Source organism: Devosia albogilva, assembly GCF_042685625.1.
Lineage (GTDB): Bacteria > Pseudomonadota > Alphaproteobacteria > Rhizobiales > Devosiaceae > Devosia > Devosia albogilva.
This window is the reverse complement of record NZ_JBHUNP010000001.1, coordinates 2230179-2244146: the sequence shown is the minus strand read 5'-3', so window position 1 is coordinate 2244146 and position 13968 is coordinate 2230179. Positions and strand designations below refer to the sequence as shown.

12 protein-coding genes are annotated in these 13968 nt (G+C 66.8%); 1 reads left to right on the top strand and 11 read right to left on the bottom strand.

Annotated elements, in window-relative coordinates:
- Positions 1–49 precede the first annotated feature (49 nt).
- The 8 genes from ACFSX5_RS11330 to ACFSX5_RS11295 all read right to left on the bottom strand — a co-directional run bounded on the left by ACFSX5_RS11330 (position 50) and on the right by ACFSX5_RS11295 (position 7938).
- A complete protein-coding gene (locus tag ACFSX5_RS11330) occupies positions 50–1039 on the bottom strand; it encodes a heparan-alpha-glucosaminide N-acetyltransferase (RefSeq protein ID WP_386833541.1) in 990 nt (329 codons plus the stop codon).
- A 64-nt stretch (positions 1040–1103) separates the two neighbouring features.
- Entirely contained in the window at positions 1104–2954 is a 1851-nt protein-coding gene (gene recQ, locus ACFSX5_RS11325) for a DNA helicase RecQ (RefSeq protein WP_386833539.1), read from the bottom strand.
- Between the two features lie 188 nt (positions 2955–3142).
- Positions 3143–4006 (bottom strand): SDR family oxidoreductase, encoded by an 864-nt coding sequence (locus ACFSX5_RS11320; RefSeq protein WP_386833537.1) that lies wholly within the window; start codon positions 4004–4006, stop codon positions 3143–3145.
- 359 nt (positions 4007–4365) lie between these two features.
- Positions 4366–4932 (bottom strand): DNA-3-methyladenine glycosylase, encoded by a 567-nt coding sequence (locus ACFSX5_RS11315; RefSeq protein WP_386833536.1) that lies wholly within the window; start codon positions 4930–4932, stop codon positions 4366–4368.
- 154 nt (positions 4933–5086) lie between these two features.
- Positions 5087–5569 carry a GNAT family N-acetyltransferase gene (locus ACFSX5_RS11310; RefSeq protein WP_386833534.1) on the bottom strand — a complete coding sequence of 161 codons (483 nt, stop codon included), beginning with the start codon at positions 5567–5569 and terminating at the stop codon, positions 5087–5089.
- A gap of 27 nt (positions 5570–5596) precedes the next feature.
- On the bottom strand, positions 5597–6658 hold the full coding sequence (locus ACFSX5_RS11305; protein WP_386833532.1) for a D-TA family PLP-dependent enzyme: 1062 nt from the start codon (positions 6656–6658) through the stop codon (positions 5597–5599).
- The gene (locus ACFSX5_RS11300; RefSeq protein WP_386835629.1) at positions 6651–7427 is read right to left on the bottom strand and encodes an SDR family oxidoreductase; all 777 of its coding nucleotides are present in this window, start codon (positions 7425–7427) and stop codon (positions 6651–6653) included. Before ACFSX5_RS11300 ends, ACFSX5_RS11305 begins: the two co-directional genes overlap by 8 nt.
- A gap of 127 nt (positions 7428–7554) precedes the next feature.
- A complete protein-coding gene (locus ACFSX5_RS11295) occupies positions 7555–7938 on the bottom strand; it encodes a RidA family protein (RefSeq protein WP_386833531.1) in 384 nt (127 codons plus the stop codon).
- 180 nt (positions 7939–8118) lie between these two features.
- On the opposite strand from ACFSX5_RS11295, the gene ACFSX5_RS11290 reads away from it, so the two are divergent.
- Positions 8119–9585 carry a M81 family metallopeptidase gene (locus ACFSX5_RS11290; protein WP_386835628.1) on the top strand — a complete coding sequence of 489 codons (1467 nt, stop codon included), beginning with the start codon at positions 8119–8121 and terminating at the stop codon, positions 9583–9585.
- 225 nt (positions 9586–9810) lie between these two features.
- Here the strand turns inward: ACFSX5_RS11290 and ACFSX5_RS11285 are convergent, their stop codons facing one another.
- From ACFSX5_RS11285 to ACFSX5_RS11275, 3 genes are all read right to left on the bottom strand, one after another.
- On the bottom strand, positions 9811–11820 hold the full coding sequence (locus ACFSX5_RS11285; RefSeq protein ID WP_386833530.1) for a beta-N-acetylhexosaminidase: 2010 nt from the start codon (positions 11818–11820) through the stop codon (positions 9811–9813).
- A 127-nt stretch (positions 11821–11947) separates the two neighbouring features.
- The gene (locus ACFSX5_RS11280) at positions 11948–12814 is read right to left on the bottom strand and encodes a MurR/RpiR family transcriptional regulator (RefSeq protein ID WP_386833529.1); all 867 of its coding nucleotides are present in this window, start codon (positions 12812–12814) and stop codon (positions 11948–11950) included.
- Between the two features lie 29 nt (positions 12815–12843).
- Positions 12844–13920 (bottom strand): ABC transporter ATP-binding protein, encoded by a 1077-nt coding sequence (locus ACFSX5_RS11275; protein WP_386833528.1) that lies wholly within the window; start codon positions 13918–13920, stop codon positions 12844–12846.
- Positions 13921–13968 lie beyond the last annotated feature (48 nt).

Sequence of the window (13968 nt, the reverse complement as noted above, 5' to 3'; positions counted from 1 at the left end):
TTCAAGACGCAATCTGCGCAAAAAATGCGCAGATCGTCAGGAACCCCGATCAGTCGCCGGATTGCAACTCAGGATAGATCAGGATCGAGCATTGCCGGTTCTGGGCGTCGAGCAGGGCCTGCTCCTCGGCGGTGACGAGGCCGGTGGCGACGGCGTTCCAGAGGTCGTTGGTTTCGACGCCTTCGAGGCCGCACTGGCAGTAGGTGGTGCAGCGATCGGCATCGGTGCCGCCGGCGAGGCAGGTCTGCTGGCAGGCGCGGAGGAAATCGAGCTCGCGCATGGCAAGATCGGGCCGGAGCGTCGCCGACAGCGGATAGATGATGCCGAGCAGTAGCGGCTGGTGGACGAGATAGATGACGAGGCTCCAGCGGCCGAGCCAGACGAGGATGCCGGCGAGGCGGTTCTTGGGCTGGATGCGGGCGAGGCGATCGAGCCAGCCACGGGTGCGGGCGATGCGGGTGACGACCACTGCTAGGAGGACGACGCCGAACCACGGAAAGACCGGCACGAGGTCGTTGGCGGGCGGGGGCACCACCCAGAAGCCGAGCCAGGACCAGGCGCGCTCGTTGAACAGCGGGTCGGCATGGAGAAGCGGCAGGGCGATGAACACCGCAGCGGTGATTGCCGGCAGCCAGAGCGGGGCGCGGATGAAGGGCAGCGCCAGAAGGCTGAACAGGGCGATGGCGTGGAGGACGCCGAAATAAACGAAGCTGTCGGGGAAGGCGAACCAGGTGGTGACGGTGATCACCAGCGCGCCGGCGAGGACGAAGAGCCAGCGGCGCCAGAAGGCGCGCCAGCGGATGCCGTCGGCATGGCCGAGGGAAAGGCCAACGCCGACCAGGAACAGGAAGCTGCCCAGAATGGTGCGGGCAAAGAGCACCCAGCCGGGATCGTAGCCGACATCGACCGGGATGAAGCGGAAGTACGACAGGTCCCAGCACAGGTGGTAGACCACCATGGCGATGATGGCGACGCCGCGGGCGATGTCGATGACGGGGATGCGCGGGCGCTTCGGAGTGGGAGCGGGTTCGGGGGTCACGGGAAGGCACCCCTCATCCGCCCCTTCGGGGCACCTTCTCCCGGGCACGGCGCGCGTGAGGGGGTCATCCGGCGAACTCCTGCAGCACCTTGAGGAAGGCGGGACCGTAGCGGTCGAGCTTGCCCTGGCCGACGCCGGGCAGGTTCAGGAGATCGTGGGGGTGGCGCGGCTGCGCGAGGGCCATGGCCTTGAGCGTGGAGTCATGGAAGATGACGTAGGGGGGCACGCCCTGCTGCTTGGCGAGGCGGGTGCGCTCTTCGCGCAGGGCGTCGAACAGCGGCTGCGCGTGAGCCGGAACCTCGGTGGCGTTCCGCAGCCGCTGGCGGGTTTCGACTGCCCGCTTGGGGCGATCCTTGCGCAGGGTGACGGACTTTTCGCGCTTGAACACGGCGCGGGCGCCCTCCCCCAGCATCAGGGCGCCGTGGTTCTGGTGGTCGGTAAGGACGAGGCCGGAGGCGGCGAGCTGGCGCAAGACCGACTGCCAGGCCTTGGCGTCGAGTTCGCGGCCCTGGCCGAAGACCGGCTGGTGCTGGTGGCCGAAGCGGGTGACCTTCTCGGTCTCCTTGCCGACGAGCACGTCGATGATATGCGCGGCGCCGAAGCGCTGACCGGTGCGGTAGATCGCGGCCATGGCCTTGATGGCGGCCTCGGTGCCGTCCCAGGATTCGACGGGGGAGGTGCAGGTATCGCAGTTGTTGCAGCCGCCGGAATGGGCTTCGCCGAAATGGCGCAGGATCGCCTGGCGGCGGCACTCGGCGGTTTCGCAGACGCCGAGCAGGGCATTGAGCTTGGCGTGTTCGAGGCGCTTGACCTCGTCAGGGGCATTGCCCTCGTCGATCATGCGGCGGCGCTGGACGACGTCGGCCATGCCGTAGCTCATCCAGGCTTCGGCGGGTTGGCCGTCGCGGCCGGCGCGGCCGGTTTCCTGGTAATAGGCCTCGATCGAGGACGGCAGGTCCATGTGGGCGACATAGCGCACGTCGGGCTTGTCGATGCCCATGCCGAAGGCGACGGTGGCGACGAGGCAGAGGCCTTCTTCCTTGAGGAAGGCATCCTGGTTGCGGCTGCGCAGGTCGGCCGGCATGCCGGCGTGGTAGGGCAGCGTCTTGATACCCTTGCCGCTCAGCCATTCGGCCAGGTCTTCCACCTTGGCGCGGGACAGGCAGTAGACGATGCCGGAGGCGCCGTTGTGACCGGCGAGGAAGCTCAGCAACTGCTCGCGTGGCTTGTCGCGCTCCACGATGGAATAGCTGATGTTGGGGCGGTCGAAGCTGGTGGTGAAGACACGCGCCTGCTCTAGACCGAGGCGCTCGATGATGTCTTCGCGGGTGGTGGGATCGGCGGTGGCGGTCAGCGCGATGCGCGGCACGCCGGGGAACAGCTCCACTAGGTGGATCAGTTCGCGATATTCGGGGCGGAAGTCGTGGCCCCATTGCGACACGCAGTGGGCCTCGTCGATGGCAAAGAGCGCGATCTCGCAATCGCCGAGCATGTTGGCGAAGCCCGGCGTCGCGACGCGCTCGGGGGCGACATAAAGCAGGTCGAGTTCGCCGCGGCGAAGCTGACGCCGGGCCTCCTGCGATTCTTCCGGAGTGAGGGAGGAATTGAGCGCAGCGGCGCGGACGCCGGCCTGGCGCAGAGCCTCGACCTGGTCGCGCATCAGCGCGATCAGCGGCGAAACCACGATGCCGACGCCGGGGCGGCAGATCGCCGGGATCTGGAAGCACATCGACTTGCCGGCACCGGTGGGGAACAGCACCACGGCGTCCCCGCCGCCGACCACGTGATCGATCACATCGGCCTGCTGGCCGCGGAAGCTCTTGTGCCCGAAGACGTCGCGCAGCACGTCGAGCGGCGCGCGCGGCTTGGGCGGCGGTGGAGCGAAGAGGTCGGTGGTGAAATCGTGGAGGCTCACCCCACGGGTTGAATCATGGGTCGGGGGTGAGCCGCAATGGCAATTACCGGGAACTTAACGGGATCACCTCTCCGTTGGAACCTCGCAGACCTCATGGTGAGCCTGTCGAGCCACGAGGTCGGTGACACCGTGGCCGCGACCTCGTCCTTCGACAAGCTCAGGATGAGGTTTACGAGAGATAGCAGCCCCTAGCCTCCGACGATCTCGCCGCCATTGGGGTGGAGCACCTGGCCGGAGAGGTAGGAGCTTTCGTCGCAGGCGAGGAAGAGGTGGCAGGTGGCGACCTCGTTGGGCTGGCCCGGGCGCTTGAGCGGCTGGCTGGCGCCGAACTCGGCAACCTTGTCGGGCGGGAAGGTTGCCGGGATCAGCGGGGTCCAGATCGGGCCCGGGGCGACGGCGTTCACGCGGATGCCCTTTTCCGCCAGGCTGCCGGAGAGCGAGCGGGTGAAGGCGACGATGGCGCCCTTGGTGGCCGAATAGTCGATCAGGGTCGGCGAGCCGCGATAGGCGGTGACGGAGGTGGTGTTGACGATCGAGGCGCCCTCCTGAAGGTGCGGCAGGGCAGCCTGGGTCATGTAGAAATAGCCGAACAGATTGGTCTCGAAGGTCTTGGCCAGTTGTTCGGGGGTGATGTCGGTCAGGTCCTGCTGGACATGCTGCTCGGCGGCGTTGTTGACGAGGACGTCGAGCTTGCCGAACTGCTCCACCACCTTGCCGACGACGTTGTCGCAGAAGGTCTTGTCGGCGACGTCGCCGCGGATCAGCAACGCCTCCTTGCCTTCCGCCTTGATGGCGTCGGCGGTGATCTTGGCGTCCTCGGTTTCCTCGAGATAGACGATCGCGACCTCCGCACCCTCGCGCGCGAAGAGCACGGCGCAGGCGCGGCCGATGCCGGAATCGCCGCCGGTGATGATCGCCACCTTGTCCTTGAGGCGACCATTGCCGGCGAATTTCGGCATGTAGTCGGGCTTGGGGTGCATCTCGGTCTCGCGACCGGGCTGGTGGTCCTGATGCTGGGGCGGATTGATCTTGTTGCTGTCGTCGCCGGACATGGGGGCCTCGCTGTGATGGGATGAGACCGGTGCGGGCGGGACAAGGGCTCGGCTGCCGTTTCGTTGGCCGGGGCGGGAAACCGGAAAAACCATCCCCGTTCCCTATGCCGCCGCGTCCGGTTGACGCGCACCGGTCTCGTGCGAGGGCAACGGGTGGGGTGGGGAGTGGTTCCGGGTGCGGCGTGTGTTGAACCCCTCGCTCTGGCCCCCTCCCCTCAGGGGAGAGATCGCCCCGTAGAGGCGGATGAGGGGTGCAGCACCGAGGTCCTGCCGTGAGAGTGCACCCCTCACCCTGACCCTCTCCCCTGAGGGGAGAGGGGACGATGGAGGGGAGAGTCATCGGCCGGGTGCGGCGCGCCTCAGCCCTTCATCGGGCGGCTGAGGAAGGGGGAGTTCTGGACGCCGAAGCGCCAGGGGGTGTCGGCGCCCTTGGTGATGCCGATGCGGGGACCGGTGACGATGGGGTGGTCGCGGTCAGCTGCGAGAAGGGTGAAGGGCGGCTGGTCGAGCGGCACGTGGTCGTGGCGACGGTCGATGGCGAGGGCTTCGCACAGCTTGCCGGGGCCGGAGCAGAGCTGGCGATCGGCGAGCCCACCGCGGCGCTGGCGCATCTGGTCGAGGCCGTGCGTGGGTTCGAGGGCGCGGATCAGCACGGCACTGCCGGGGCGGCAGACGAAGTTGAGGCACCAGTGGATGCCGTAGATCTTGTAGACATAGGCAATGCCGGGCGGTCCGAACATGGCGGCATTGCGGGCGGTGGGGCCGCGGAAACTGTGCGAGGCCGGATCGGTCTCGTCATAGGCCTCCACCTCGACGAGCGGACCGCCGACGCCGTCGACCAGCAGGGTGGCGCCGATCAGGTCGCGGGCGACGTCGAGGACGGGGCGGTCGAAGAAGCTGCGGGGGATCGTCGGCATCATGTGCATCGAGTCTGTGGCTCCACCCCACCCTCGGTCCCTCCCCATCGAGGGGAAGGAGGCGCTGGGGGCGGGTTTCGGTATCTAGGCAGCGACAGGAGAGCCGAAGGACCCCCTCCCCGGCCCTCCCCGCAAGGGGGAGGGTGGGCAGAACAGTGGCTCCTCAGGTCGATCCGCCTTTCAGCATATCCTTGTAGATGCCGGGTTCGCTGCCGGGGATGGGCATGGCGTCGAGGCGCTTCTGATAGAAGGCGACGGGGCCGGCGCCGCCGATGACGGCATAGGCGTAGCCGGCTTCGCGCATGCCCTTGAGGGTGGCGGTCAGCAAAGCCTCGCCGAGGCCCTTGCCACGCTCGGTCTCGTCGACGCCGGTGGGGCCGAAGAAGCCCTTGGCGGTGGCGTCGTGGCAGGCGAAGCCGAGAATGCGGTCGTTGCGGTGCGCGACCCAGAGGGTGACCGGCGACTGCGCCATGGCCTTTTGCGCCTCACTCACCCAACCCTGACTGAAGTGGCGCCCGATCCAGTCGCAGATGACATGGGCCTCCGGCGCGATAGCGCGGCGGACGGTGATGCCGGCAGCAAAGACGCGCTGCTCGCTGGCGAAAGCCTGGGGCAGGTCGTAGAGCCGGACCAGAAGATCGGGCATGGGTGTTCTCCTCCGTTTCGGAGGAGCCTAATCGACGCGACCGCGCGCCGCCACCTCGATGGTTTCGACCAGTTGCTCGTTCGAAATCAGGTGCACCCGGTCAAAGAGGTTGGAGACCACACAGGCATGGTTGGGGATGATGCGGACCGTGTCGCCGATCCTGGGCTTGTCGGTGCAACGCGAGAGATCGAGCGTGCCGTGCTCTTCGCTGAGGCCGGTGATCACCGCCTCTGGGTAGGCTTCGATGAGGCCAAAGCCGGTGAGCCCGAGGGTATCGCTGGTCAGGGCCTTGGAGCCGGCATCGATGATGGCGCGGTCCTCGGTGGGCCGGCTGACGACGGTGGCAAGAACGGTCAGGGCACAATCGGCCCAGGTGCCGACGTTCCTCGCGACCTGGGAGCGGTCCATATAGATATAGGTACCGGGGCGGTGCTCGGTGGCGGCGGTGACCTCGTGAGCACGCCACAGGTCCGGCGTGCCGCCATTGCTGACGATCTCGGGCGCAAGGCCGTTGGCGGTGAGCAGGTCCACCGCTTCCGCCAGCCAGGCTGCGTTCTGTTCGACTTTGCCGGCGGCGGGATAGGTCATCAGCCCGCCGAAATGGAGACCGGGCGAGGCGGCGATGACCTGCGCCAGGTCCAGCGCAGCAGCGGGGCTCTGGACGCCGCAACGCCCCATGCCGGTATCGCACTCGACGAGAACGTTTAGCGGTTGGGGTGCGTCGGCGAAGGTGGCGGAGAGGCCGGCGACGGTTTCGCGGCTGTCGGCGGTGACGGAGATGTTGATCCGTTGGGCGAGCGCACGGAGGCGGGCGAGTTTCCTCGCGCCGATGATGTTGTAGGGCAGAAATATCTCGCGGATGCCGGCATCGGCAAAAACCTCGGCCTCGCCCAGCTTCTGCACGGTGATGCCGACGGCGCCGAGTTCGATGGCGCGGCGGGCAAAGCGCGGCAGCTTGTGGGTCTTGATGTGCGGCCGGAGCTTCAGGCCGTGCTGGTCGGCATAGTCTTGCGCGCGGCGCAGATTGCTTTCGACGCGATCGATGTCGATCAGGACGGCGGGCGTCTCGAGAGCGGACAGGTCAGTCATTGGGGCGCAGGACCTCGTCGACGAAGCGGAGATTGCCGGCGGTCAGCCCGGCATCGACCGGCAGAACGGTGCCGGTGATGCCGGCGGCGGCATCGGAACACAGGAACACGGCGGCGTTGGCGACATCAACCGGGGACACCAGGCGCCCGAGCGGATAGTGCGGCAGCACCTTGCCGAGCAGGGCCGGATCGGCTTCGAGCCGGTGATCCCAGGCCGGGGTGCGGACGGAACCGGGGGCAACGACATTGGAGCGGATGCCGTCGCGGCCGTGCTCGACCGCGAGGGCCTTGCTGTAGGCGACCAGCCCCGCCTTGGCGGCGGAATAGGCCGGATTGCCGTAGTGAGCGAGGGCGTTGACGGAGGAGATGAAGACGAGTGCCCCCCTGCCCCGCTTGGCCATGGCGTCGATGATCGGATCGGTCAGCGCATAGGCACCGTTGAGGTTGATGGCGAGTTCGGAGGCCCAGACCGCATCGTCGAGATGGCCGAGATGCTCGGCGCGGGTGAAGCCGGCATTGGCGACGACGGCATCGGGAGCACCGTGGGCACCGATGTGCTCGACCACCGCGGCGCGGGTGGCGGCAGGATCGGCCTGATCGAAGAGGATGCGGCCGGCGAGGTCGAGGTCGGCAAGCAGCGCCGGCTCGACATCGGCGCCGATGACGCTGGCGCCAGCTTCACGAAAGGCGGCCACCAGGGCCCGGCCGATGCCGCCGCCGGCACCGGTGACGAGGACGGTCTGGCCATCGAGGCGGAAGGGGGAGGTCATCTGGGGCACCATATTCTCCTAGAACCTCATCCTGAGCGCGTCGAAGGAGGAGGTCGCGGCCACTGCGTTACCGACCTCGTGGTTCGACAGGCTCACCATGAGGTCTGCGAAGCGTCGGCGGGAGCGGTTACGGCCCCTTATACGCCACGCATTCGATCTCGACCTTGCAGTCGACCATCATGTGCGACTGCACGCAGGCGCGGGCGGGGGGATGTTCGCCGAAATAGCTCTTGTAGACGGCGTTGAAGCTCCAGAAGTCGCGCGGATCGTCGAGCCAGACGCCGCAGCGGACCACGTGTTCGAGGCCGTAACCAGCTTCCTCGAGGATGGCGATGATGTTCTTTATGGTGAGATGGGTCTGCTCGACGATGCCGTTGCCCACGATTTCCCCATCCTTCATCGCCACCTGGCCGGAGACGAACAGCCAGCCGCCGGCTTCGACGGCACGGGCGAAGGGGAGGTTCTGGCCGCCGGCACCGGCCTTTTCAGCACCATAGCGTTTGATCGGCATGAGAGACTCCTGTGGTTGGAAATGTAAGCCAGTTTCGGCGTTGTCGAACATTAGCCGCGGAATGCGGGCGAAATGAACCGGATTGTTGCTGGGCGATGTAAATTTCTTACGTGAGCCAAGGGTGCGATCATGGTAGGACTGACCTCACTCCTTGTCTCGACAGAAGGCGAGTCCTTCCCCTTGCGCATCTTCACTGCCGCCCTCGCCACCGAAACCAACACCTTCTCGCCCATCGCAATCGACCGCCGCGCCTTCGAGGCGTCGCTGCAGGCGGGGCCAGGGCAGCATCCGGAAACGCCGACGCTGTGCACGGCGCCGATCACGGTGGGCCGCGAAGTCTGCGCCCGCGAGGGCTGGACCTTGATCGAAGGCAGCGCCAGTTGGGCCGATCCGGCGGGGCTGGTGGCGCGGGCGACCTATGAGGGGCTGCGCGACGAAATCCTGGCGGAACTGCGGGCAGCGATGCCGGTCGATGCGGTGGTGCTGGGGCTCCATGGCGCGATGGTGGCGCAGGGCTATGACGATTGCGAGGGGGACCTCCTCACGCGGGTGCGCGAGATCGTGGGGCCGGATGTGCTGGTCTGCGCCGAGCTCGACCCGCACTCGCACCTGACGGCGAAGCGGGTGGCCGCGGCGGATTTCCTCGTTGCTTTCAAGGAGTTCCCGCATACCGATTTCGTCGACCGGGCGCGTGACCTGTGGGCGATCGCGGTTCGGGCGCTCAAGGGCGAGGTCAGGCCGGTGATGAGCGTGTTCGACTGCCGGATGATCGACGTGTTTCCGACCTCCAAGCAGCCGATGCGGGGGTTCGTGGACCGGATGATGGCGCTGGAGCGCAGCGAGCCGGGGCTGCTGAATCTCTCGATAATTCATGGGTTTATGGCTGGCGACGTGCCGGAGATGGGCACTAAGGTCATTGCGGTGACGGACGCGCAGCCGGCGGCCGGAGCGGCCTTGGCAGAGCAGCTGGGGCGGGAACTGTTCGCCCTGCGCGGCACCTTCATGGTCGAACAGGTGGACGAGAAAGTTGCTGTAGATCAGGCACTTGCGGCGCCGCGCGGGCCGGTGGTGATCGCCGATGTGTGGGACAATCCCGGCGGCGGCACGGCGGGGGACGCAACGGTGATCCTCGAAGAGATGATCCGGCGCGGGGTGACCGACGTGGCGGTGGGCACGATCTGGGATCCGATTGCGGTACAGATCTGCTTCGCGGCGGGAGAAGGTGCAGAAATCCCGTTGCGTTTCGGTGCCAAATCAGCGCCGTTTACAGGCAATCCGGTTGATAAACGTGTCACCGTGAAGCGGCTGGTGCGAAACGCCGAGATGCGGTTCGGGGAAAGCTGGGCGCCGTTCGGGGATTCGGCATGGATCCACTTCGACGGCGTCGACGTGATCCTCAATTCGACCCGGGCGCAGAGCTTCGATCCGTCGCTGTTCTCGGTGATGGGGATCGAGCCGACCAGCCGCAGGATCCTGCTGATCAAGTCGACGAACCATTTCTATGGCTCGTTCAGCAAGATCGCGACGGAGATCATCTATTGTTCGGCGGGGAAGCCTTATCCGAACCGGCCGGCGGAGACGGATTACCGCAAGGCGCGGCGGGATATCTGGCCGATGGTGGAGAATCCGTGGGCCTTGCGCCCTTGACTCACCCCTCACCCGTCTCGACCTGACGGCCGATCCACCCTCTCCCGCAAGGGGAGAGGGTGCACCGAGTTTGCCTCACGCTTGGCGTATCTTCTCGCCGTGCCGGTAGAGCCCCCACCTAACCTCCCCCGCAGGCGGGGGAGGGACGGATCGAGTGTGGCGTGATGCTGGTGGGCCACCGTAGCACTCCTCCGCCGCGGGCGGGGGAGGTTGGGTGGGGGTCGGCTATTCCGCTGCCCAGTGGCCGTACATGATGGGCATCAGGCCGACGAGAGACTTGAAGCGGTCCCAGCTCTTGCGTTCGGGCTGGGTCCAGGCGGATTCGGCAATGGCCGAGAGTCGCGGGAAGACCAGGCGGTCGAAGATGGCGCGGTCGGTCATCGATTCCGACCAGATGCAGCTCTGAATGCCGATGAGGTGCTTGAGGCCATTCTCGGAGAAGCCGGCGCGCGGGTCGAACTCGTAGGTTTCCTGCGGACCTGACCAACCAGCCCAGCCGGCACCGGGCTCGGCCCAGGAGACGCCATTGGCCATGTCGAGATAGTAGCGCTGCCCGGGGGAAACGACGATGTCGTAGCCGCGCTCGGCGAGAGCGGCGTTGATCTCGACATTGCGCCAGCCGATGACGAAGCTCTTGTCCTTGTCGACGGCATCGCCATGGGCCGCCTCTTCCCAACCGCCGGTGATGGCGCCCTTGGACTTGATGTAGTCGTGGACGCGGCGGATGAAGTGGGCCTGCAGGATGGCGGTGGGCGAGCCTTCGATCTCGTCGGCGCCGTGATGGTTGCCGAGCTGGTTGAACTGGCGCTCGTGCTTCTTGCGCATCTCGAGGCCGGCGAGCTTTTCCAGGAGATCGAGCGCCAGCGGTGAGCCGGACCAGGCTGCGAGCGGCACTTCGTCAGCGCCGAGGTGGAAGATGCCGGCCGGGAACAGCTCCAGCACCTCGTCGATCACCGTCTCGACGAAGCGGTAGACCGGCTCGTGGGCGGGGTTGAGCGAGTTGTTGGGGAAGCCCTGGACCGACTGGTACTCGCCCTGCTCGTTGGGGTCGCGGAGCTCGGGGAGCGCCTGGAGCGCGGCATAGAAGTGGCCGGGCATGTCGATCTCGGGGATCACGGCGATGCCGAGGCTGTCGGCCAGCGCCACGATCTGGCGGACGACCTTTTTGGTATAGAAGCCGCCGGTGGGGAACGGACCGGAGCCGAGCAGCGGCGGCAGCGCCTTGCCGTGGCCGCGCCAGGCGGCGATCTCGGTCAGGGCCGGATAGATGTCGATCTCGAGGCGCCAGGCTTCGTCTTCGCTCAGGTGCCAGTGGAACCGGTTCATCTTGTTCCAGGCCATCAGCTTGAGGAGGCGGCTGACCTCGGCACCGGTATAGAACTGGCGGGCGACGTCGAGATGAGAGCCACGATAACCGAAGCCGGGGGCGTCGGTGATGGTGCCGCCGGTGGGGAAGATGAAGGTCTGCGGGTGCTGGCGGGCCCCGCGCAGGATGTGGCCGAGCGTGACAAGGCCGTAGAACATGCCCTGGCGGGTGGTGGCGGCCACGGTGGCACCGTCTTCGGCGAAGGCGATCTCGTAGGCCTCGTCGCCCACGCCGGCGCGCTCGACGATGGCGACCGGCATGCCGGCTTCGGCAGCGGGACGGACGATGGCTTCGACGGGGAATAGGTCGTCAACGAGGCCGGCGAAAGCAGCGGCGGCGCGGCTGGCGAGTTCACCTTCGGGACGGAGGTCGAACCCAGCGGGAGCTGCGCGCTGGCCGGTGGTGGCGACCGATTGCGGCCAGGGGATGATGGAGACGTTGACTGGTGCCTTGGCCGGGACCGGGAAACGGGCCGCGCCCTTGAGCAGCGGCGCATTGTGGCCCTTGCCCTTGGTCGGGGCGGTGGCGATCGGCACCAGAGTGCCGTCGGCGAGCACGACATAGGCGGAGTTTGCGCCGTCGCTCCAGTGGCGGAGACCATAGGAGAGGCCGCGGGCAGTTGCGGTCCAGGTCGCGCCGGGCTCGAGCACGAAACCGTCGGGCGGGGCGATCAGCGTGTGGTTGGACAGCCGGCGGAGCAGCTTGCCATTCTCGAGCGTCGCATGCGGGTCGATGCGGGCGGGACCGGAGAAGCCGAGCTGAAAATTGCTGACGGGCTCGTCGCCGGTGTTGGTGAGTTCGAGGCCATAGCCGAGCGGTTCGGTGTCGCTGGCGGGGGTCCAGGTGGTGACGAGGGAGAAGCTGGGCATTTTCCAATAGTCCAATCTTGCGGAAGACCTCATCCTGAGCCTGTCGAAGGAGAGGTCGCGGCACGGAGTTTCCGACCTCGTGGTTCGACAAGCTCACCATGAGGTCTACGAGGGTGCGGTGAGCGGGCTAGTCCCCCAGGGGCTGGCCGTCTTCGCCGTCGCGATTGACGATCAACTGGTGCTTGATGCGGCGCATGCTGGCGATGGCGGTGGGGCCGAGGCGGGTGGCGATGGTCTGGGAGAGGATGTCGATGGTGGCGAGGAAAGCGTAGCGGCCCGGAGTGGGACGCAGGATGTCGGAGTTTTCGTGCCAGCGAACCGGCACCAGGATGTCGGCCTGCTCGGCGACGGGAGAGCCGGAGCGGGTGAAGACGACGCGGGTGAGGCCGTATTCGCCGGCAATGGTCAGGGCCTTGGCGAGCTGGGCGTTGTTGCCGGACATGGAGAAGGCGATGACCACTGTGCCCGCCGGGGCGGAGGCGGCGCGCATCATCTGGAGCTGATGATCGTCGCTAGAGGCGATGCGGATACCGAGGCGGAACAGGCGCGTCTCGATCTCGCTGGCCATGGTGGAGGAGGCGCCGCCAGAGCCGAAGGCCAGCACGTAGCTCGACTTGACGATGCTCTCGGCAGCGCGCTCGACCGCGGCGAAATCCAAGTGATCGAAGGTTTCGTAGATGGTCGACTGGATGCCGTTGATCACGCCCTGGGCGATCTCCTGCACGCTCGAGGGGCCGGCGGTGGGGGCGAAATAACGCTGGCCGACGAAGCGGGACTGGGCGAGGCGCAGCTTGAAATCGGCATAGGAATCGCAGCCGAGGCGGCGGCAGAAGCGGGTGACCGTCGGCGGCGAGACGTCGGCCTGCGCGGCAAGGTCGACGATAGACATCTTCAAGACGCTCTCGACGTCGGCGAGGACGATCTCGGTCAGCGCCCGCTCGGAACGGGTGAACTCGTCCTTCTCGGTCTGCAGGATACCCACGATGTCGAGCATGGAACTGCCTCCTCGCGGGTGGGCGGCCTTTAGTAGACGGCCTGCCCGCGATGATCGAACAGGTGCACCTGAGCGCGGTTGAAACCGACGCTGATCGGAGTCCCCTCGGTGATCTCCGGGCCGCCTTCGAAGAGGCCGAGGAAGTTCTCTCCGGCGGGGAGATCGGAATAGGTCACCGTGTGGATGCCGAGTTCCTCGACGATGCGGGGCGTAACTTCAAGGGTGAACTCGCCGCTGCCCAGCGCCAGGTGTTCCGGGCGGATGCCGATGGTGACATCGCGGCCGGCGATCTCGGTGCTGCTGCGCGGCAGCGACAGCGTGCCGAGGCTGCCGACATCGATCACCGCCGTGGTGCCGTCGGCGCTGCGCACCTTGCCGGAGATGAAGTTCATCTTGGGGCTGCCGATGAAGCCGGCGACGAACAGGTTGTCGGGCTTGTGGTAGAGCTCGAGCGGCGAGCCGACCTGCGAGATCTCGCCGGCGTTCAGCACCACGATCTTGTCGGCCATGGTCATGGCTTCGATCTGGTCGTGAGTGACGTAGATCATGGTGGAGCCGAGGCGCTTGTGCAGTTCCATCAGCTCGATGCGCATCTCGGAGCGGAGCGCGGCGTCGAGATTGGAAAGCGGCTCGTCGAACAGGAAAATCTTGGGCTGACGCACGATGGCGCGGCCGATGGCGACGCGCTGGCGCTGGCCGCCGGAGAGCTGGCCCGGCCGGTGCTGGAGGCGCGACTCGAGCTGCAGCACCTTGGCCGCGGCCTGGACGCGCTGGTCGACTTCGGCCTGCGGGAGCTTTTCGACGCGCAGCGGGAAGGCGATGTTCTCGTAAACGGTCATATGCGGATAGAGCGCATAGGACTGGAACACCATGGCGATGCCGCGCTGGACCGGGGGAAGCTCGTTGACGACGCGGCCGCCGATCTCGATCTCGCCGGCAGTGACATCCTCGAGGCCGGCGATCATGCGCAACAGCGTTGACTTGCCGCAGCCGGAGGGGCCAACGAAGACCACGAACTCGCCCTCGGCGACCTCGAGGTCGATGCCCTTGATGATGCGAGCTTCGTTGAAGCTCTTTTCGAGGTGCTTGAGGCTGAGCTGCGACATGCGGCGTCTCCGATAATCTGGGAAGCCGCCGCCCCGAAGGGCGGCGGC